Below are 20,559 nucleotides of genomic sequence, written 5' to 3'. Positions count from 1 at the left end.
CTCGCCTCCGGATGCCTATCATTGGACGGCGCCCGCAAGGGCAGTGCCCCTGTAGCTCAGCGGATAGAGCAAGAGCCTTCTAATCTCTTGGTCGCAGGTTCGAGTCCTGCCGGGGGCGCGGACCCCGCAGGGTCCTCGGCGGTCGGCTCGGCCGGCTCGGCCGGCTCCGTCGACTCGGTCGGCTCGACCTGCGGCGTCGACAAGGGATCGACCGCGCGTCCGGAACACGCCGTTCGTCCGGTTTGGATGTGGTGGCGTGACACGGGAGGATTGGGACGTGGCAGGTGAGTCAGGGGTGGGTGATGCCCGCCTTCTTTCGGCGGTGGGCGCGTTGCGTGCTGCCCTGGACGACGTCACCTTCCCGCTCGAGCTTCCGGGCGCCGACGCTGCGCGGCTGACGCGCCGGCGTCTCCTCGCCCAGCTCGACGACTACGTCATCCCGAGGGTCGCCTCCCTCGACGCGCCGCTACTCGCCGTGGTCGGCGGGTCGACCGGAGCCGGCAAGTCGACGCTCGTCAACTCGCTCGTCGGCAAGGAGGTGACCCTCCCGGGGATCCTGCGTCCCACGACCCGCTCGCCCGTCCTCGTGCACCATCCTGACGACGAGCGGTGGTTCGCCGGGCCGCGCATCCTGCCGAGCCTCGCGCGGATCACCGGCCGGCACAACGCCTCCGACGGTCCGGGGGCGCTGCGGCTCGTCCCCACCGACGCCGTCACCGCGGGCCTTGCCGTCATCGACGCGCCCGACGTCGACAGCGTCGTCGAGGCCAACCGCGACCTCGCGACCCAGCTGCTGGCCGCCGCCGACCTCTGGATCTTCGTCACGACCGCCGCGCGCTACGCCGACGCCGTGCCGTGGGCCCTGCTGCGCGAGGCGTCCGAGCGCGGGGCGTCCGTCGCGATCGTCCTCGACCGCGTCGCCCGCGAGGCCGTCGACGACATCCGCACCCACCTGGCCTCGATGCTGCGCGAGCAGGGCCTCGGTGGCGCGCCGATCTTCACCATCGTCGAGTCGCCGCTGCGCGACGGCCTGCTTCCCGAGGACCAGACCGAACGGGTCAAGGGCTGGCTCGCCGCGCTCGCCGGCGACGCACAGTCCCGGGCCGCCGTCGTCCGCCAGACCCTGAACGGCGCGCTCGACGTGCTGACCGCCCGCGTCGACTCCGTCGTCGCGGCCCTCGACGAGCAGCGCGACGCCGGGCAGACCCTCGTCGCGGCGGCGTCGAGCGCCTACGGGCTCGCCGTCGAGTCGGTGCGCGACGGTGTCACGGACGGCAGCCTGCTGCGGGGCGAGGTCCTCGCCCGCTGGCAGGAGTTCGTCGGCACGGGCGAGTTCTTCCGCCAGGTCGAGTCCACCGTGTCGCGCGTCCGCGACCGCTTCGCCGCGTTCCTCAAGGGCGGTCCGGCCAAGGCGGACGAGCTGGGCGACGCGCTCCAGTCGGGCGTCGCGGCGCTCGTCGCCGATCGCGCCGAGGTGGCCGCCACGACGACCACGCGCGCGTGGCGCGGACTGCCCGGCGGTGCACAGCTGCTCGCCTCGCACCCGGGGCTCGAGCGCTCGGCACCCGACGTCGACGAGCGCATCGCCCGGCTCGTGCGCGACTGGCAGGGCGACATCCTCACCATGGTGCGCAACGAGGGCCGCGACCGGCGCACCACCGCGCGGATCCTCGCCTACGGCGTCAACGGGCTGGGGGTCGTGCTCATGCTCGTGACCTTCGCCAGCACGGCCGGGATCACCGGGGCCGAGTTCGGCATCGCCGGTGGGACCGCCGTCGTCGGCCAGAAGCTGCTCGAGGCCGTCTTCGGCGACCAGGCGGTGCGCGACCTCGCCCGCAAGGCGAGGGAGCAGCTCGTCGAGCGCGTCGAGTCGCTGTACGCCGCCGAGCAGACCCGTTTCGAAGGAGCCGTCAGCACCGTGCAGCTCGACCCCGACCACGCGACCGCACTCCGGAAGGCCGCTGCAGCGGTGCAGGACGCCCGATGAGCCCGATCCGCATGGGCCGCGCCCAGGGCACCCGCGTCAGCGCCACCGAGCTCGCCGCGCGGACCACGGCCCTGTCGAAGGCCATCCTCGCCGGCGGTGACCAGCTCGACCGCACCGACGCCGACCGGGCCCGGCACGTCGTGGACCGCGCCGTCGAACGCTCCGGCATCGGTGGCGACCACACGGTCGTCGCCCTCGCCGGCGCCACCGGCAGTGGCAAGTCATCCCTCTTCAACGCGCTCGTCGGCGCCGACGTCGCGACCATCGGCGCCCGGCGGCCGACGACCTCGGCGCCGACCGCGGCCATCTGGGGCGATGCCGACGCCACCCGCCTGCTCGACTGGCTCGGGGTCAAGGCCCGTCAGGGCGTCGGTGCCACGGCGGAGGCCGAGGCCTCCGGGTCGCTCGGGTCGCTCGGGTCGCTCGCGTCGCTCGGGTCGCTGAACGGGCTCGTCCTGCTCGACCTGCCCGACTTCGACTCGCGCGAGCAGGCCCACCGGCAGGAGGCCGAGCGGATCCTCGACCTCGTCGACGTGTTCGTCTGGGTGACAGACCCGCAGAAGTACGCCGACGCCCGGCTGCACGACGAGTTCGTCGCGCACCTGTCGCACCACGGCGCGGTGACCCTCGGGGTGCTCAACCAGGTCGACCGGCTGCCCGAAGGAGCGACCGCGACGCTGGCGACCGACCTCGCCAGGCTGCTCGAGGCCGACGGCGTCCGGCGCCCCACCGTCCTTGCCACCTCGACGGTCACCGGCCAGGGCCTGCCCGAGCTCAGGCAGCGCATCGCCAACGCCGTCGCCGGCCACGCGGCCGCGCGCCAGCGCCTGAGCGCCGACGTCGTCGCGGCGGCCACCACCCTGCGCCGGGGCGTCGCCGAGCGCGAGCCCGACGTGGGCCGCCTCCCGCGTGCCGGCCTCGACGCCTCCCTCGCGAGGGCCGCGGGCGTGCCCGTGGTCCTCGACGCCGTCGAGCGGGACCACCGCCGCGAGGCCTTCGGGCACACGGCGTGGCTCTTCGCACGGTGGAGCCGGTCCCTGACGCCCGACCCCATCCGCCGGTTGCGCCTCGACCGGGCCGGCGCGCGCCCGATCCCCGTCGAGATCGGCGGCGAGGACGTGCGCGCCGTGCTCGGCCGGTCCTCGGTCCCCGCCCCCACCGCTGCCGCCGTCTCGGCGGTCGACCTCGCGACGCGATCCTTCGTCCGCGACGCCACCGCCGAGCTGCCCGTCCGCTGGGCCACCGCCGCCGAGGACGCGGTCCGGCAGGGCGAGGACGGCCTCGCCGACGCCCTCGACCGGGCCCTGCTCGACACTCCGCTGCGGGGCCGCCGCCCGGCGTGGTGGTTCCTCGTCGACGTCCTGCAGTGGATGCTCGGGATCGGCGCCGTCGCCGGGCTCGTGTGGTACCTCGTGCTCTGGGTCATGGGCCTGCTCCAGCTGCCTCGGCCCGAGGCGCCGACGTGGTGGGTGCTCCCGCTGCCGCTCGTGCTGCTCGTCGGCGGGGTCGTCCTCGGGCTCGTGCTCGGTGCGGCCTCGAGGGCGTGGGCGCAGGTCGGCGCGCGCCGTCGCCGCCGGATCGTCGCGGCGCGCCTGACCGAGGCCGTCGCGACCGTCGCGGACGACCGGGTCCTCGTCCCGGTCGACCAGGTGCTCGCCCGGCACCGCGAGACCCGCGAGCAGCTCGACGCCGCGGCGCGCTGACGACGCGAGGGTGGTCCACACCCCCTGTCCCGCAGGGGTGTTCGTCCACAGGCCGCTGCTCGGGGCTCGGCGCGGTCGACCGGTTCGCGGCACGGTGGTCGCGGGTGGCAAGCCGCCGCCCGCCGTCAACGAGCCGGCCCCGTGGCCGGACCGAGCAGGGAGCAGGCCCATGAACGAGACCCGCATCACCGTCCACGGCAACGTCGTCAGCGACCCCGTCGAGCGACAGGGTCGCAACGGCAACGTCTTCACGACCTTCCGCATCGCCACGACACCGTTCCGCCGGACGGCCGACGGCAAGTTCGCCGACCTCGACACGAGCTTCTACTCCGTCATCGCCTTCAACGCGCTCGCCGCCAACGCGGCCGCCTCCCTGCGCAAGGGACAGCCGGTCATCGTCGAGGGCAACGTCTCCGTCAAGCAGTACGTCGGAGCCGACGGGCAGCAGCGCACGGCGACCGAGATCGACGCCGACCACATCGGGCACGACCTCGGGTGGGGCCGGGCCGTCTTCGAGCGGGTGAGCCGGGCGGCGGCTCTGGGCCAGGACCGCACCTCCGACCCGGACGTGCGTGGCGCGCTCGAGCAGCTGTCCGGTGAGGAGCGTCCGGCCGGCGTCGACGAGAACGGCGTCGTGACCGGTGAGCTCGAGGCAGGGGCCTCGCTGCTCGGTGACCCCGAGACCGACGACTACGACGTCGAGCAGGTGCCTGCCTGAGCACGCGCCGGCGGGGCGCCGTCACCCGGGCGGCACCGATTCGGTCGTGCGCGGTGCGGCAGATAGCCTTCTGCGCATGGCCGAGTACATCTACACCATGACCCGTGCGCGCAAGGCGCACAACGAGAAGGTCATCCTCGACGACGTCTCGATGTCGTTCTACCCCGGCGCGAAGATCGGCATGGTCGGTCCGAACGGTGCGGGCAAGTCGACGATCCTCAAGATCATGGCCGGACTCGACCAGCCCAGCAACGGCGAGGCCCGTCTCGCCAACGGTGCGACGGTCGGCATCCTCCTGCAGGAGCCGCCCCTCAACGAGGACAAGACGGTCCTCGGCAACGTCGAGGAGGGCGCCGGCGAGATCAAGGCCAAGCTCGACCGCTACAACGAGATCTCCGCCGAGATGGCAGACCCCGACGCCGACTACGACGCGCTGCTCGCCGAGATGGGCAAGCTGCAGGAGGACATCGACCACGCCGACGCCTGGGACCTCGACTCCCAGCTCGAGCAGGCCATGGACGCGCTGCGCTGCCCGCCGCCGGACGCCGCGGTCACCAACCTGTCCGGTGGCGAGCGCCGCCGTGTCGCCCTGTGCAAGCTGCTGCTGCAGAAGCCGGACCTGCTGCTGCTCGACGAGCCGACCAACCACCTCGACGCCGAGTCGGTGCAGTGGCTCGAGCAGCACCTCGAGTCCTACCCGGGCGCCGTCATCGCGGTCACCCACGACCGCTACTTCCTCGACAACGTCGCCCAGTGGATCGCCGAGGTGGACCGCGGCCGGCTCTACCCGTACGAGGGCAACTACTCGACCTACCTCGAGAAGAAGTCCGAGCGGCTCCAGGTCCAGGGCAAGAAGGACCAAAAGCTGCAGAAGCGCCTCAAGCAGGAGCTCGAGTGGGTCCGCAGCAACGCCAAGGGTCGCCAGGCCAAGTCCAAGGCCCGCCTGGCCCGCTACGAGGAGATGGCGGCCGAGGCCGAGCGCACCCGCAAGCTCGACTTCGAGGAGATCCAGATTCCGCCCGGCCCGCGCCTGGGCTCGACGGTCATCGAGGTGAACAACCTGAGGAAGGGCTTCGGCGACCGCGTCCTCATCGACAACCTGTCCTTCTCGCTGCCGCGCAACGGCATCGTCGGCGTCATCGGTCCCAACGGCGTCGGCAAGTCGACGCTCTTCAAGACCATCGTCGGGTTCGAGCAGCCCGATGCCGGCGAGGTCAAGATCGGCGAGACCGTGAAGATCTCCTACGTCGACCAGGGCCGCGAGGGCCTGGACCCGAAGAAGAACCTGTGGGAGATCGTCTCCGACGGCCTCGACCACATCAAGGTCGGCCAGGTCGAGATCCCGTCGCGCGCCTACGTGTCGCAGTTCGGCTTCAAGGGCCCGGACCAGCAGAAGCTCTCGGGCGTCCTGTCCGGTGGCGAGCGCAACCGCCTCAACCTCGCGCTCACGCTCAAGCAGGGCGGCAACCTGCTCCTGCTCGACGAGCCGACGAACGACCTCGACGTCGAGACCCTCGGCTCGCTCGAGAACGCGCTGCTCGACTTCCCGGGCTGCGCCGTCGTCATCTCCCACGACCGGTGGTTCCTCGACCGGGTCGCGACGCACATCCTCGCCTACGAGGGCACCGAGGACGACCCGGCGCGCTGGTACTGGTTCGAGGGCAACTTCGAGTCCTACGAGGCCAACAAGGTCGAGCGCCTCGGTCCCGAGGCGGCTCGTCCCCACCGGGTCACCTACCGCAAGCTGACGCGCGACTGACCTGCGCGCCCGCACGACGGCGACGGCCATCGCGTCAGAGTTCTGACGCGGTGGCCGTCCCTAGATCCACCCCTTGCGTCGGAACACGAGGTAGAGCAGGGCCGCGACCACGACGATGACGCCACCGCTGACGAGCACGCCTGCGTGCGAGCCGAACCCGGGGTAGGGCACGTTCTGGCCGTACCAGCCGGTGACCGCCGTCGGCACGGCGATGATCGCCGCCCAGGCGGTCAGCTTCTTCATGACGGTGTTGAGCCGGGCGTCCTGCAGCGACAGGTTGGTCTCGAAGACCGTCGTCACCATGTCGCGCAGCGACTCGGTCCACTCGGCGGCGCGCAGGACGTGGTCGTACAGGTCGTCGTAGAACCCGTCGAGCTCGGGGCGCCGCTCGTCGAGGTCCGTGCGGTGGCGCAGCACGGCGTTGACGACGTCACGCATGGGCAGCACGACCCGGCGCAGCTCGACGAGCTCCTTGCGCAGTCGGTAGGTGCGCACCTGCGCGACGCGTGTCCGACCACGGTCGTCGAAGAGGTCGTCCTCGAGTCCCTCGATCGCGTCGTCGAGCTGCTGGATCGTCTCGAAGTGCCCGTCGACGACGGTGTCGAGGAGGCCGTGGACGAGGGCGCCGACGCCGTGGCGCAGCAGCTCGGGGTCCTCGTTCCACCGGTCGAGGACCCGGCCCATGTCGAAGTCCGGGTTCGAGCGCACCGTGATGACACCACGCGGCAGGACGAACGCAGAGATGCGCGTCAGGCGCAGCCGCGAGTCCCGGGCGGTCGGGTCGTCCTCCGGTGCCTCGAGGCGGGTCGCGTACACCGTGAGGAAGGTGTGCTTGGCGTGCCGGGTGGCCTTGGGCCGCTCGCCGGCGGTGACGGCGTCCTCCACGGCGTGGGGGTCGAGACCCAGCTCGCCGGCCAGCCGGAGCAGGTGGTCGTGGTCGGGCTCGCAGAGGTCGACCCAGAGCAGGGAGCCCTCGCGGTCGAGGTGGTCGGACACCTGCTCGAGGGCGAAGCCCTCCTCGACGACGGCGCCGTCCTCCCAGCGGCACGTCCGCACCGTCACGCGTGAGCTTCCCACCTCCCCAGTGTGACAGGGCGGGTCGGCACGACCGGTGGGTCAGGCGATGAGCGGCGGCGCGTCGTCGCGGACCGGCCTCCCCGCGAGGGCGAGGTCCCAGGCGGCCGCGAGGCGTCGGCCGACCTCGTCGGCCTCATCGGCCGGGACGCAGAAGGGGATCCGGACCCAGCGTCCGAGTCCGCCGGCCGCGGCGAACTGGCTTCCCCGGGCGAGCCGGACGCCGGCCTGCTCGGCGACGCGGGCCAGCTGGTCACCGCGGGCCACCGGCAGCTCGCACCATAGGTTGAGCCCTCCGACCGGCACGTCGAACCGCCAGTCGGACAGGTGGCGCCGCACGGCCGCCACCATGGCGTCGCGGCGCGCGCGGGCCTCGCGGCGCCGGGCGACCAGCACCGCGTCCCCCTGGCGCAGCAGGTCGGCCACGACGAGCTGCTCGAGCACCGCGCTGCCGAGGTCGAGGCTGTGGCGCGACTCCACGACGGCTCCGACCGCCTCGCGCGGCGCGCGCACCCATCCGACGCGGATGCCGCCCCACCAGGTCTTGCCCGCGCTGCCGAGGGTGTACGCCGCCGGGGCCGAGGTCGCGAACGGCGGGACGCGGTCGGCGGCGGCCGCCTCGTCGAGGCCGAGCTCGACGAACGTCTCGTCGACGACCGGCACGGCGCGACCGCGAGCGAGCACGTCGGCGACGGCGACCCGCGTCGGGGCGTCCATGAGCAGCCCGGTCGGGTTCTGGTGGTCCGGGATGAGGTAGGCCATCCTGGCCCCGCTCTGGCGCAGGGCGACCTCGACCGCGTCGAGGTCCCAGCCGAGCCGGGTCAGGGGGGTCGGCACGGGCCGCAGGCCCGAGCGCCGGACCGCGACGACGGCGTTGGGGTAGGTCGGGGTCTCGACGAGGACGCGGTCACCGACGTCGAGCTCGGCCCGCAGGACCGAGGAGAGCCCGGCGTGGGCGCCGGAGGTGACGACGACCTGCTCGGGTGAGGTGGGCAGACCCCGACCGTCGAACCAGTCGGCGATCGCGGCGCGGGTCTCGGGCAGCCCGTGGGGGTGGTAGCCGGCCGTCGCGAGGTGCCGTGGCAGCTCGGCGAGAGCGCGCTCGTACGCGGCGGTGAGGCCGGCGGCCGCGGGCAGCGCGGCGTAGGTGAGGTCGATGACCTCGGGCGGCACGTCGGTCGGGATGAGACCTGCGCCGGACAGCGCGAGACCCGAAGCGCCCGTGGGCAGGGCGACGACGCTGCCAGAGCCGCGACGGGTGACGACGAAACCCTCGTCACGCAGCGCGTCCAAGGCGGCGACGACCGTCGTGCGGCTCAGCCCGAGCTCGGCGGTCAGGGCGCGCTCGCTCGGCAGCCGGGTGCCGACGAGGAGCCGGCCGTCGGAGACGAGGCGGCGCACCGCGTCCGCGAGCCCGCGGTAGGCCGGCCGGGGGAGCGGCTCGGGTCCGAGGAGGGCGGACAGGGTCCGGGCGGAGACGGAGCGCATGAGGTCCACTCTGCCATGACTGGCCCTTAACCGGCAGTCCAATCGTGGCCACGATGGTTCCATGAGACGCCACGTGCCCCTGCGCAACCTCGGACCGGTCGCCCAGCTGCGAGCGCCGCACCTGCCGCGGCGCGTCGTCCAGCTCCTCGTCGGGCTGACGCTCTACGGCGTCTCGATGGCGATGATGGTCCGCGGCGCGCTCGGGCTCGACCCGTGGGACGTCTTCCACATGGGCGTCGCGAGCCACGTGCCGCTGACCTTCGGGCAGGTCACCATCGTGATCGGCGCGCTCGTGCTGCTGCTCTGGGTGCCGCTGCGGCAGTGGCCCGGGCTCGGCACCGTGGCCAACGTCGTCGTCATCGGTCTGGCCGCCGACGCCGGTCTCGCGCTCATCGTCGAGCCGGACGCCCTGTGGGCCCGTGCGACGCTCCTGCTGTCCGGCCTCGGGCTCAACGGCGTCGCCGGCGGCCTGTACATCGGCAGCCAGCTCGGACCCGGCCCGCGCGACGGCCTGATGACCGGCCTCGCCCGCCGCACCGGACTGTCGATCCGGCTGGTGCGCACGACGATCGAGGTGGTCGTCCTCGTCGTCGGCTGGCTGCTCGGCGGCTCAGTGGGCCTCGGTACGGTGCTGTACGCCGTGTCGATCGGACCGCTCGTGCAGTTCTTCCTGCCTCGCCTCACGGTCGACCTCGGCCCCGAGCCGACGGCCGCGCGCGAGACCCAGCACGGGGCACAGACTGCCCACCCCGCCGGTCCTCTCCCGACTCCGGTCCTCGGGGACTGACCCGGACGCCTGACCCACCCCGCTAGGTGGAGGCGACCCCTTGCCCGCCGAGGCGCCACGAGCGCAGCAGGTGGCACCGGTGGGGTTCGTACCATGCGAGGTCGAGTCGCTCGGCACGGCACGCGGCCGGTGTCCACGACCTCACGGCCAGCCGGGTCGAGTCCTCGGTGACGGTGTCGGACACCGCGTCGAGGGTCAGGTGCGGCACGACGTCGGCGAACGCACCGCCGTACGGGGGACACTGCGGAAAGGACTGCCACAGGGCGGCGGTCAGGCTGCGGAACACGTCGTCGGGGTCCGGGAGCAGGTGCACAATACCGTTGGGGAACGTGTCCGTCCGCTCCAGGGTGAAGTCGAACGGCCCCGTGGCAGAGGCGATCTCGTCCACGATGCCGAAGACCTCCTCGGTGAGCTCATGGCGTGGCAGGAAGGGTCCGAGGACCGTGACGTGCGCGTGGACGAAGCTCGGGTCCTCGGACGCGTACGCCTCGTCGTAGTGGCGGGTGCGACCGAGGACGAACGGCTCGAGCTGCGGGACCGGGACGAGGAGGACGCTGTGGCCGGCGTGGGCCGCCACGCGGGTCAGCCCGCCGCGCCGACCAGCCGCAGCGCGAGGGCGGCATTGGTCGCGCCGATCTGTGCGGGGGACCGGCGGATCGTGGGGGAGTACCAGCGGGCGACGTCGACGACGATCGACAGGAGCGCGAGGGCCGTGTCGCCGCTGTCGTCGACGGTGAAGGCGCCGTCGGCGACACCCCGCTCGAGGATGCCGCGGACGAGGCCGTCCATCTCCTTGCGCAGGGCGAGCACCTCGGCGTGGTGCTCGGGCGTCAGGTGGTGGTGCTCGTACTGCACGACGCGCGCCACCTGGTACTGCTCGACGTGCCACTCGGTGAACCGCGCCATGACGTTGGCCAGCTGCTCGGTCGGCGTCGGGCCGTCGGCGATGGCGCCGCGCAGGAGGCGCAGGGCGCTCTCGTGGCCGCTGCGGCTGAGGTTGAAGAGGAGCTCCTCCTTCGTCCCGAAGTGCACGTAGACCCCCGCGGGGGACAGGCCCGCGCCCGAGGCGATGTCGCGGGTCGTCGTGGCGTGGAAGCCCTTGTCGGCGAAGGCGTGCGCGGCCGCGTGCATGAGGCGGTCGACGGTCGACGGGTCCTGGCTCGGGTTCGCGCGTGAGGTCCGGCTCGGCGTGGGCTGCGGCACGTTGACAGCATGCCGTAGCGGCGGGAGACTAAGCAAGCGCTTAGTTACCTGTCGGTACGGCGCGTCGCCAGCCACGCCCCCACGCCCCACGGAGGACGGATGCCCCGCAACATCTACGACGAGGACCACGAGGCGATGCGCGCGTCGGCGCGCGAGTTCGTGCACCGCACGCTGCAGCCGCGCGCCGAGCAGATGATCGAGGCCAAGTCGATCGACCGGGACATCTGGCGCGAGGCCGGCAAGCAGGGCCTGTTCGGCTTCGAGATCCCGGAGGAGTTCGGCGGCGCCGGTGTCAAGGACTACCGCTTCAACGCCGTCATCGCCGAGGAGATGTCGCGCTTCAACGCCGCGACGAGCTCGTGCTTCGGCATCCACTCCGACGTCTGCCCGCCCTACATCGTCGACCTCGGCACCGAGGAGCAGAAGCAGCGCTGGCTGCCGGGCATGGCCAGCGGCGACCTCGTCTGCGCCATCGCGATGACCGAGCCCTCGGGCGGCTCCGACCTCGCCGCCCTCAAGACCACCGCAGTGCGCGACGGCGACGGCTGGGTGCTCAACGGCTCCAAGACCTTCATCACGAACGGCTACCAGGCCGACCTCGTCATCGTGGCCACCCGCACCGACCCGTCCAAGGGGGCCAAGGGCATCACCCTCTTCGTCGTGGAGCGCGGCACGGAGGGATTCCACAACGGCCGCAAGCTCGACAAGGTCGGCATGGAGGAGTCGGACACCGCCGAGCTGTTCTTCGAGAACGTCCGCCTGCCCGACGAGAACCGGCTCGGGCCCGAGGGAATGGGCTTCATCGCGATGATGCAGCGCCTGCCCCAGGAGCGCATCGGCGCCGCCGTCTCGAACGTCGCGCACCCGAAGGCGATCCTCGAGGAGACCATCCAGTACGCCAAGGACCGCCAGGCCTTCGGCCAGTCCATCGGCCAGTTCCAGCACAACAAGTTCCTCCTGGCCGAGCTCGTGACGAAGATCGAGGTGGCCGAGGCCTACGTCGACGACTGCGTCCTGGCCCACAGCCAGGGCCGGCTCAGCGCGGTCGACGCCGCCAAGGCCAAGTGGTGGAGCTCCCAGGTGCAGAACGACGTCCTCGACCACTGCGTCCAGCTGTACGGGGGCTACGGCTTCATGAACGAGTACCGGGTGGCTCGCGCCTGGCGCGACGCCCGCGTCACGAAGATCTGGGCCGGCTCCAACGAGATCATGAAGGAGCTCATCGGCCGGGACCTCGGCTTCTGATGGGCGGTGAGGACGCCCGACGGCGCCACGATGGTGCCGTCGCCATCGTCACCGGTGCCTCCCGCGGCATCGGCTTCGGCATCGCCGAGCGGCTCGTCGCCGACGGTGCCAGGGTCGTCGTCACGGCGCGTCGGCAGGAGGCGCTCGCCCAGGCCGTCGAGCGGCTCGGTGGTCCCGAGTGCGCGCTGGGGGTGGCCGGCAACGCCGCCGACGAGGCGCACCAGGACGAGACCATCGCTGCGGCGAGGGAGACGTTCGGCGGCCTGCACCTGCTCGTCAACAACACCGGCATCAACCCCGTCTACGGGCCGATGCTCGACACCGACCTCGACGTCGCCCGCAAGGTGCTCGACGTCAACGTCGTCGCGGCGTTCTCGTGGATCCGCAAGGCCGTCGGCGCGGGTTTCGGTGACGCCGAGCACCCCGCCGCGGTCGTCAACCTCGCGTCGGTCGCCGGGCAGGGCGCCTCGGGCGTCATCGGCTGGTACGGCGTCTCGAAGGCCGCGCTCATCCACCTGACCACCGAGCTGGGCCACGAGCTGGGTCCCGACGTGCGTGTCAACGCCGTCGCGCCCGCGGTCGTCAAGACCAAGTTCGCCGAGGCGCTCTACACCGGCCGTGAGGAGCAGGTGGCGGCCGCCTACCCGATGAAGAGGCTCGGCGTCCCCGAGGACGTCGCCGGCGCCGTGACCTTCCTCCTGTCCGCCGACGCCTCGTGGATCACCGGCCAGACCCTCACCATCGACGGAGGCGTGACGCTGGGCGGGGCTCTGTGACAGGCCGTCCAGCGCCACGCTGAGGCGGCCTCCCCGTCGGCGAGGTGGGCGGGCGTCACCGGGTCGCCCTCACGGGGTACTGGAAGCACGGACGTGCGCAGCGGGCGTCGCTTCCCCGGCGGGCCGAGGCCCGACCGTCAGGGGAGCGGTGGTTGCGCGGCACCCCGCCGGGCACCACGATGGGCCCGGGGTGGCCGGCGCCGTCCGCCCGACGCCACACCGGTGGCGGCGCGGCCCCGGCCGCGTCCATGACGACGGAAGAAGCTCCATGGAGATCTGGCCCGGCAAGCCCTACCCCCTCGGCGCCACGTACGACGGCGCGGGGGTCAACTTCGCGGTCTTCTCGGAGGTCGCCGAGCGTGTCGAGCTGTGTCTGCTCACGGACGACCTGGCCGAGACGCGCCTCGACCTGCCGGAGGTCGACGGGTTCGTGTGGCACGGGTACGTGCCGTTCCTGCAGCCCGGCCAGCGGTACGGTTTCCGCGTCCACGGCCCCTACGAGCCCGAGAACGGGCACCGCTGCAACCCGAGCAAGCTCCTGCTGGACCCGTACGCCAAGGCCATCGAGGGGCAGGCCGAGAACGACCAGTCCCTGTACTCGTACACCTTCGGTGACCCCGACGCGGCGACGACGACCGAGATCAACACCGACGACAGCATCGCCCACACGATGCACTCCGTCGTCGTCAACCCCTTCTTCGACTGGGGCGACGACCGCCCCCCGCGGCACGAGTACCACGAGAGCGTCATCTACGAGGCCCACGTCAAGGGTCTGACGATGCTGCACCCCGAGGTCCCGGAGGAGATCCGCGGCACCTACGCCGGCATCGCCCACCCGGCGACGATCAAGCACCTGACCGACCTCGGCGTCACCGCCGTCGAGCTGATGCCGGTGCACCAGTTCGTCCAGGACGCGCCGCTCGTCGAGCGCGGCCTGTCGAACTACTGGGGCTACAACACGATCGGCTTCCTGGCCCCGCACAACGCCTACGCGGCGGGGGGTCAGCGCGGGCAGCAGGTTCTGGAGTTCAAGGCCATGGTCAGGGCGCTGCACGAGGCCGACATCGAGGTCATCCTCGACGTCGTCTACAACCACACGGCGGAGGGCAACCACATGGGCCCGACGCTCGCCTTCCGGGGCCTGGACAACAACAGCTACTACCGGCTCGTCAGCGACGACCTGTCGCACTACTACGACACGACCGGCACCGGCAACAGCCTCCTCATGCGCAGCCCGCACGTGCTCCAGCTCATCATGGACTCGCTGCGCTACTGGGTCACCGAGATGCACGTCGACGGCTTCCGCTTCGACCTCGCCGCGACGCTGGCCCGCCAGTTCCACGAGGTCGACAAGCTGTCGGCGTTCTTCGACCTCATCCAGCAGGACCCGGTCGTCAGCCAGGTCAAGCTCATCGCCGAGCCCTGGGACGTCGGGGAGGGCGGCTACCAGGTCGGCGGCTTCCCGCCCCTGTGGACCGAGTGGAACGGCCAGTACCGTGACACGGTCCGGGACTTCTGGCGCGGCGAGGGCGGGGCGCTCGGCGAGTTCGCCTCCCGCTTCACGGGTTCGAGCGACCTCTACGAGCACTCCGGCCGGAAGCCGATCGCGTCGATCAACTTCGTCACCGCGCACGACGGCTTCACCCTGCGCGACCTCGTGTCGTACAACGACAAGCACAACGAGGCCAACGGTGAGGGCAACAACGACGGCGAGAGCCACAACCGCTCGTGGAACTGCGGCGTCGAGGGTCCGAGCGACGACCCCGCGGTGCGTGGCCTGCGGGCGCGCCAGCAGCGCAACTTCCTGACGACCCTCCTGCTCAGCCAGGGCGTCCCGATGCTCCTGCACGGCGACGAGCTCGGCCGCACCCAAGGCGGCAACAACAACGGGTACTGCCAGGACAACGACATCTCGTGGATCCACTGGGCCCTCGACGAGGACGACCAGCAGCTGCTCGCCTTCACCCAGTCGATCGTCCGGCTGCGCCGGGAGCACCCGGTGTTCCGCCGGCGCCGGTTCTTCGCCGGCAGCGCCGAGCACGGCGGTGAGAGCGAGCTCGGTGACATCGCCTGGCTCATGCCGAACGCCGAGCACATGGACGACGAGGCGTGGAGCAACGGAATGGCCAAGTCGCTCATGGTCTTCCTCAACGGCTCGGCCATCCCCGAGCCGGACCCGCGGGGACAGAAGATCCTCGACGACTCGTTCCTCGTGCTCTTCAACGCCCACCACGAGTCGCTGTCGTTCACGCTGCCGGACGCCGAGTACGGGACGGAGTGGCTCCCGGTCATCGACACGGCGCGGGAGGAGATCGAGGAGTCGCCCCTCGACCCGACGTGGCAGGTGCAGGTCGAGGCCCACAGCATCGTCGTCCTCCGGTGCCCGCGGGTGCCGGCGGCGCCGCCCGTCGCGGGCGTGACGGAGGGGGCCACGGCGTGACGGACGCGGCAGCCCGTCCCGGCATCCCGGTCTCGACGCACCGGCTCCAGCTCGAGCCCGGCTTCACCTTCGGGGACGCGCTGGCCCAGGTGGACCACCTCGCCGCCCTCGGCGTCTCGCACCTCTACCTGTCTCCCGTCCTGCAGGCCACGAGCGGGTCGATGCATGGGTACGACGTCGTCGACCACCGCCACGTCGCGGAGGGTCTCGGTGGCGACGCCGGCTTCGAGCGGCTGTGCGCAGCAGCGCACGAGGCGGGCCTCGGGGTCGTCGTCGACGTCGTCCCGAACCACATGACGACGCCGACGCCCCTGTCGCTCAACCGGCCCCTGTGGGACGTGCTGCGCGAGGGCCGCACCTCGGCGTACGCGTCCTGGTTCGACGTCGACTGGGACGCCCAGGACGGGCGGATCCTGCTGCCCGTGCTCGGCTCGCGGCTCGAGGAGGCGCTCGCGGCCGGGGAGCTGTCGCTGGGGGAGCACGAGGGCGAGCCGGTGGTCCGCTACTACGACCACGTGTTCCCGCTCGCGCCCGGTACGGACCCGTCGGCCCCGCTCGCCGACGTGCTGGAGGCCCAGCACTACCGGCTGGCGTTCTGGCAGGTCGGCGACGCCGAGCTGAACTACCGCCGCTTCTTCGACGTCACGTCGCTCATCGCCGTGCGCGTCGAGGACGCCGAGGTCTTCGACGCCACGCACGAGCGGCTCCTCGCGGCGGTGCGCTCCGGCGCGGTCGCCGGGCTTCGCATCGACCACCCGGACGGCCTGGCGGACCCCGAGGGGTACCTCGAACGGCTCGCCGAGGCCACCGGGGACGTCTGGGTCGTGGTGGAGAAGATCCTCGAGGGCGACGAGCAGCTGCCGGCGTCCTGGCGCACCGCGGGAACCACCGGCTACGACGCGCTGCTGCGCGTCGGGGGCCTGTTCGTCGACCCCGCAGGTGCCGCGCCGCTCGACGAGCTCTCGGCCGAGCTGGTCGGGGAGCGTCAGGACCTCGGAGCCATCGTCGCGACGTCGAAACGGTGGGTCGTCGAGGTCATGCTCGTCGCGGAGGTCGAGCGGCTGCTGCGGCTCGTGGCGCGGGCCCGGCCCGACCTCGACACCGACGAGGCGCGCCGGGTCCTCGAGACGATGCTCGTGGGCATGGACCGCTACCGCGTCTACCGCCGGCCCGGTACCGAGCCGCAGGAGCGGCACGCGGTGGCGCTCGAGTCCGCCGTGGCGCGCGGCCGGGAGTCGCTGCACGGCCCGGACCTCGACGCCCGCACGGTCGGGGCGCTCCTCGACCTCGCGCTCGGACGGGCCGAGCGGACGGATGCCGCCGCCGCCGACGAGTTCCTCGTCCGGTTCCAGCAGACGTGCGGACCCGTCATGGCCAAGGCCATCGAGGACACCGCGTACTACCGGTTCGTCCGGCTCGTGGGCCTCAACGAGGTCGGTGGCGACCCGGAGCGGGTCGGTGTCCCGGCAGCCGAGTTCCACCGGTTCGCGACGACGCTCGCCGAGCACTGGCCGGCGACGATGACGACCCTCTCGACCCACGACACCAAGCGAGCCGAGGACGTGCGGGCCCGGCTCTTCGTCCTGGCGGAGCGTCCCGAGGCGTGGGCGGCGTGGGTGCGCACCGCCCGCGGGCTGGCCGACCCCTTCCGGGATGACGCGCTCGACGCACTCACCGAGTACTTCCTCTGGCAGACGCTCGTGGGTGCCTGGCCGATCAGCGACGAGCGACTCAACGCCTACGCCCTCAAGGCGATCCGCGAGTCCAAGCTCTACACCCGATGGACCTCGCCGAACGAGGGGTACGAGGCCGCGGTCCATCGCTTCGTCTCCGGTGTGCTCGCGTCGGAGGACGTGCGGACGCACGTCGAGGCGTGGCTGACCGGCACGGCCACGGAGATCCGGGCCAACACCCTCGGGCAGAAGCTCGTCCAGCTGACGATGCCCGGCGTGCCGGACGTCTACCAGGGCACCGACCTCGTCGACCTGTCGCTCGTCGACCCGGACAACCGGCGTCTCGTCGACTACGCCGAGCGCCGCGACCGCCTTACCCGGCTGGACGCCGGTGCCGCCCCACAGGACCTCTCCGACGAGAAGCTCCTGCTCACCACGGCGGCCCTGCGCACCCGGCGGGCTGCCCCGGACGCCTTCGTCGGGCCGTCTGCGACGTACGCCGAGGTCGACTCCTCCTCGGCGCACCTCGTCGGGTTCGTGCGCGGGAACGACGACGGGCCACGCGTCGTGACGCTGGTCACGCGACTCGCCGGCCGGCTCGCCGACGCCGGGGGCTGGGGCGACGCGACGGTAGAGCTGCCGGCCGGAAGGTGGCGGGATGCCGTGTCGGGGCGCGCGACCGACGGCGGACGGGTACGGGTGGCGCAGGTGCTGCCCGACGAGCATCTGCCCGTCGCGCTCCTCGTCCACGAGGCGTGAGGCCGGCCCGGGCGCACCTCTGACCGGACCACCGACCACAGGGAACGCGATGAGTGAGAACGAGATCCACGTCTGGGCGCCGTACGCCACGACGGTGGAGGTGAGGGTCGCGGCCGCGGCGCACGGCACGGAACCGGAGCGCCGGTCCATGCAGCAGGCCGGGGACGGGTGGTGGTCATGGACGCCCACCGATGACCTCGCGAAGGCGGGTGTCCTCGACTACGCGTTCAGCCTGGACGGCGGCGACCCGCGCCCCGACCCGCGCAGCGCCTGGCAGCCGTACGGGGTGCACGGGCCCAGCCGCACGTTCGACGTCGCGGCCCACCGGTGGCAGGACGCGGGCTGGCGCGGCCCCCGCGAGGGTCGGGGCGTGGCCGGCGGCGTCGTCTACGAGCTGCACGTCGGCACGTTCACACCCGAGGGGACGCTCGATGCCGCGACCGGGCACCTCGACCACCTCGTCGAGCTCGGCATCGACGTCGTCGAGGTCATGCCCGTCGCGGCCTTCGGTGGGACCCACGGTTGGGGATATGACGGCGTCCAGCCGTACGCCGTCCAGGACGCCTACGGCGGGCCTGCGGCCTTCCAGCGCTTCGTCGACGCCTGCCACGGTCGCGGGCTGGGCGTCTGCCTCGACGTCGTCTACAACCACCTCGGCCCCACCGGCAACTACCTCGCGGAGTTCGGGCCGTACTTCACCGACGCGCACACGACGCCGTGGGGTCCGGCCGTCAACCTCGACGGTGACGGCTCGCAGCAGGTGCGGCGGTGGGTCGTCGACAACGCGCTGCGGTGGTTCCGCGACTTCCACGTCGACGCGTTGCGACTCGACGCCGTCCACGAGCTGCGTGACTCCTCCCATCGTCACGTCCTCGCGCAGCTGTCCGACGAGACCGCTTCTCTGGCAGCCCAGCTCGGCCGCTCGCTCGACCTCGTGGCGGAGAGCGACCTCAACGACCCGGTCATGGTGACGCCGACCGCGGAGGGCGGCCGGGGCATGACGGTGCAGTGGGACGACGACGTGCACCACGCCCTGCACGTGGCGCTCACCGGCGAGACCCAGGGCTACTACGCCGACTTCGCCGGCGGCACCGCCGCGTGGCCCGACGGGGGCGTGCTGTCGGTCCTGGCCAAGGTGCTCACCCAGGCCTTCCTGCACGACGGCCGCTACTCGACCTTCCGCGACGCGACCTGGGGTCGGCCGGTCGACCCCGCCACGACGTCCGGGCACCGCTTCGTCGCCTACCTGCAGACCCACGACCAGGTCGGCAACCGCGCGGTCGGCGACCGCATCGGGGCCACCGTGACGCCGGGGCAGCAGGCCATCGGCGCGGCGCTCTACCTCCTGTCGCCCTACACGGCGATGGTCTTCATGGGCGAGGAGTGGCGCGCGGGAACGCCCTTCGCGTTCTTCACCTCCTTCGAGGAGGACTGGCTCGCCGAGGCCGTGCGCACCGGGCGCCGGGGCGAGTTCGCGGCGCACGGGTGGGACGAGGCGGACGTCCCCGACCCGCAGGACCCGGCCACCCGCGAGTCGAGCGTGCTGCGGTGGTCGGAGGTCGACGCACCGGGCCACGTCGAGACGCTCGCGTTCTACCGGCGGCTCCTCGAGGTTCGCCGCACCGAACCCGACATCGCCTCCGGTGACCTGCGGGACACGAGCGCCCGCTTCGACGAGGACGCCTCGTGGTTCGTCCTGTCACGCGGGCGGCTGCGCGTCGTGGCCAACCTGTCCGAGCAGTCCCAGGTCGTGCCCGTCGCGGACGACCTCGACGAGGTGCTGGCCTCGTGGGGCCGGCACCCCGAGAAGGCCCCCGGCGGCCTGCGCCTCGAGGGCCACGACGTCGCCGTCGTCCGCGCGGTGTGACGCGGGTGCGCCCTCAGTAGTCCTTGACGCGGACCATACCCTCCTGGGCGGTCGTCGCGACGAGGGTGCCGTCCCGGGTAAAGATCTGTCCGATCGACAGGCCGCGACCGCTCGTGGCCGACGGGGCCGCCTGCGCGTAGAGCAGCCACTCGTCGGCTCGCGCGTCGCGATGGAACCACATCGAGTGGTCGAGGCTCGCGACGCGCAGCCGACGGTCGGTCCACACGAGGCCATGGCGTCGCAGCACGGGCTCGAGCAGCGAGTAGTCGCTGGAGTAGGCCAGCACCGCGGCGTGCAGCAACGGGTCGTCCGGGAGCCGGTCGACGGCCCGCATCCACACGTGGTTGCTCGCGACCTGCTCGGGCCCCGGGTCGAGGAACATGTTGCTCTCGACGGGCCGCAGCTCGATGGGGCGGGACTCCGCGAGGTGCCGGGCGCCGGGGTGGTCGATGCCGCGGAACGCCTCGGCCAGCGAGGTCAGGCCCTCGGGGCCGGCCACCGCGGGCATCGGCTCCTGGTGGTCGAGGCCGCCGGCCCGCTCCTGGAACGAGCACACCATCGACATGATCGGCGCGCCCTTCTGCACGGCGTGGACCCGCCGCGTCGAGAAGGACCGGCCGTCGCGCATCTCCTCGACGGCGAACCGGATCGGCAGGGTGTCGTCGCCCGGACGCATGAAGTAGCCGTGCAGCGAGTGGATCGGGCGCGGGCCGTCGCCGTCGATCTCACGGACCGTCGTGCCGGCCGCCATGACGCACTGCGCGAGCACCTGGCCGCCGAAGACCCGGCCGTGCGGCATCTTCTGACTGCGCCCCTCGAAGACGCGCGCCGACGTCGCCCCGATCGACTCCGCGGCGTCGCGGCCGAGCACGTCGGTGACGGCGATCTGGGCCGTGCCGACGTCCTTGAGGGTCAGGACATCGATGAGGTCCTCGATCGGGGGGAGCACGGTGATCTCGTCGGTCACGCCCCGACCCTACCCCTGTCTCTTATACACATCTCCGAGCCCACGAGACGCGTAGTAATCGGGGGGGGGGGGGGCGGGGGGGGGGAGGGGGGGGGGGGGGGGGGGGGGGGGGG

The 20,559-nt window shown here is 72.4% G+C and carries 15 protein-coding genes and 1 tRNA gene; 11 read left to right on the top strand and 5 right to left on the bottom strand.

Annotated features, from left to right (window positions below; all coding sequences use genetic code 11):
* Positions 1–45: 45 nt before the first annotated feature.
* The 5 genes from ACPYOM_RS09990 (at position 46) to ettA (ending at position 6,167) form a co-directional block, all read left to right on the top strand.
* Positions 46–118, top strand: a tRNA-Arg gene (locus ACPYOM_RS09990).
* Positions 119–277: 159 nt separating this feature from the next.
* Positions 278–1,987 (top strand): dynamin family protein, encoded by a 1,710-nt coding sequence (locus ACPYOM_RS09985; protein ID WP_481342866.1) that lies wholly within the window; start codon positions 278–280, stop codon positions 1,985–1,987.
* Complete coding sequence (locus ACPYOM_RS09980; protein WP_481345812.1) at positions 1,984–3,690, top strand: GTPase; 1,707 nt, start codon at positions 1,984–1,986, stop codon at positions 3,688–3,690. Before ACPYOM_RS09985 ends, ACPYOM_RS09980 begins: the two co-directional genes overlap by 4 nt.
* A 169-nt stretch (positions 3,691–3,859) precedes the next feature.
* Entirely contained in the window at positions 3,860–4,408 is a 549-nt protein-coding gene (locus ACPYOM_RS09975; RefSeq protein WP_481345811.1) for a single-stranded DNA-binding protein, read from the top strand.
* Positions 4,409–4,484: 76 nt separating this feature from the next.
* Positions 4,485–6,167, top strand: coding sequence for an energy-dependent translational throttle protein EttA (ettA, locus tag ACPYOM_RS09970; RefSeq protein WP_481342862.1), 1,683 nt, complete (start codon positions 4,485–4,487; stop codon positions 6,165–6,167).
* Between the two features lie 60 nt (positions 6,168–6,227).
* On the opposite strand, the gene ACPYOM_RS09965 is transcribed toward ettA, so the two are convergent.
* Positions 6,228–7,244 carry a magnesium transporter CorA family protein gene (locus ACPYOM_RS09965; RefSeq protein WP_481345810.1) on the bottom strand — a complete coding sequence of 339 codons (1,017 nt, stop codon included), beginning with the start codon at positions 7,242–7,244 and terminating at the stop codon, positions 6,228–6,230.
* Between the two features lie 39 nt (positions 7,245–7,283).
* Positions 7,284–8,729, bottom strand: a complete 1,446-nt coding sequence (yczR, locus tag ACPYOM_RS09960; RefSeq protein ID WP_481345809.1) for a MocR-like transcription factor YczR — start codon at positions 8,727–8,729, stop codon at positions 7,284–7,286.
* A gap of 61 nt (positions 8,730–8,790) precedes the next feature.
* On the opposite strand from yczR, the gene yczE reads away from it, so the two are divergent.
* The gene (yczE, locus tag ACPYOM_RS09955) at positions 8,791–9,516 is read left to right on the top strand and encodes a membrane protein YczE (RefSeq protein WP_481345808.1); all 726 of its coding nucleotides are present in this window, start codon (positions 8,791–8,793) and stop codon (positions 9,514–9,516) included.
* 22 nt (positions 9,517–9,538) lie between these two features.
* On the opposite strand, the gene ACPYOM_RS09950 is transcribed toward yczE, so the two are convergent.
* Both ACPYOM_RS09950 and ACPYOM_RS09945 read right to left on the bottom strand, forming a co-directional pair.
* A complete protein-coding gene (locus tag ACPYOM_RS09950) occupies positions 9,539–10,093 on the bottom strand; it encodes a 2'-5' RNA ligase family protein (RefSeq protein WP_481345807.1) in 555 nt (184 codons plus the stop codon).
* Positions 10,094–10,098: 5 nt separating this feature from the next.
* Positions 10,099–10,719 (bottom strand): TetR/AcrR family transcriptional regulator, encoded by a 621-nt coding sequence (locus ACPYOM_RS09945; RefSeq protein WP_481343311.1) that lies wholly within the window; start codon positions 10,717–10,719, stop codon positions 10,099–10,101.
* Positions 10,720–10,818: 99 nt separating this feature from the next.
* On the opposite strand from ACPYOM_RS09945, the gene ACPYOM_RS09940 reads away from it, so the two are divergent.
* From ACPYOM_RS09940 to treZ, 5 genes are all read left to right on the top strand, one after another.
* Complete coding sequence (locus ACPYOM_RS09940) at positions 10,819–11,964, top strand: acyl-CoA dehydrogenase family protein (RefSeq protein WP_481345806.1); 1,146 nt, start codon at positions 10,819–10,821, stop codon at positions 11,962–11,964.
* Complete coding sequence (locus tag ACPYOM_RS09935) at positions 11,964–12,740, top strand: SDR family oxidoreductase (RefSeq protein WP_481345805.1); 777 nt, start codon at positions 11,964–11,966, stop codon at positions 12,738–12,740. The genes ACPYOM_RS09940 and ACPYOM_RS09935 overlap by 1 nt, the downstream gene beginning before the upstream one ends.
* A 268-nt stretch (positions 12,741–13,008) precedes the next feature.
* A complete protein-coding gene (gene glgX, locus ACPYOM_RS09930) occupies positions 13,009–15,180 on the top strand; it encodes a glycogen debranching protein GlgX (RefSeq protein WP_481342763.1) in 2,172 nt (723 codons plus the stop codon).
* Positions 15,177–17,612, top strand: coding sequence for a malto-oligosyltrehalose synthase (gene treY / locus ACPYOM_RS09925; protein ID WP_481345804.1), 2,436 nt, complete (start codon positions 15,177–15,179; stop codon positions 17,610–17,612). Before glgX ends, treY begins: the two co-directional genes overlap by 4 nt.
* Positions 17,613–17,661: 49 nt before the next feature.
* A complete protein-coding gene (gene treZ / locus ACPYOM_RS09920) occupies positions 17,662–19,479 on the top strand; it encodes a malto-oligosyltrehalose trehalohydrolase (protein WP_481345803.1) in 1,818 nt (605 codons plus the stop codon).
* 13 nt (positions 19,480–19,492) lie between these two features.
* Here the strand turns inward: treZ and ACPYOM_RS09915 are convergent, their stop codons facing one another.
* The gene (locus ACPYOM_RS09915) at positions 19,493–20,446 is read right to left on the bottom strand and encodes an acyl-CoA thioesterase (protein WP_481345802.1); all 954 of its coding nucleotides are present in this window, start codon (positions 20,444–20,446) and stop codon (positions 19,493–19,495) included.
* Between the last annotated feature and the right edge of the window lie 113 nt (positions 20,447–20,559).

This window comes from Monashia sp. HAY1-2A (genome assembly GCF_056755315.1).
This window is presented reverse-complemented; position numbering and strand designations above follow the sequence as displayed.

Excerpts from the sequence above, each read along its gene's own strand:
- yczE (WP_481345808.1), top strand. The coding sequence starts at position 8,791 with ATGAGACGCCACGTGCCCCTGCGCAACCTCGGACCGGTCGCCCAGCTG.
- ettA (WP_481342862.1), top strand. The coding sequence starts at position 4,485 with ATGGCCGAGTACATCTACACCATGACCCGTGCGCGCAAGGCGCACAAC.
- ACPYOM_RS09980 (WP_481345812.1), top strand. The coding sequence starts at position 1,984 with ATGAGCCCGATCCGCATGGGCCGCGCCCAGGGCACCCGCGTCAGCGCC.
- yczR (WP_481345809.1), bottom strand. The coding sequence starts at position 8,729 with ATGCGCTCCGTCTCCGCCCGGACCCTGTCCGCCCTCCTCGGACCCGAG.
- ACPYOM_RS09940 (WP_481345806.1), top strand. The coding sequence starts at position 10,819 with ATGCCCCGCAACATCTACGACGAGGACCACGAGGCGATGCGCGCGTCG.
- ACPYOM_RS09935 (WP_481345805.1), top strand. The coding sequence starts at position 11,964 with ATGGGCGGTGAGGACGCCCGACGGCGCCACGATGGTGCCGTCGCCATC.
- ACPYOM_RS09975 (WP_481345811.1), top strand. The coding sequence starts at position 3,860 with ATGAACGAGACCCGCATCACCGTCCACGGCAACGTCGTCAGCGACCCC.
- treZ (WP_481345803.1), top strand. The coding sequence starts at position 17,662 with ATGAGTGAGAACGAGATCCACGTCTGGGCGCCGTACGCCACGACGGTG.
- glgX (WP_481342763.1), top strand. The coding sequence starts at position 13,009 with ATGGAGATCTGGCCCGGCAAGCCCTACCCCCTCGGCGCCACGTACGAC.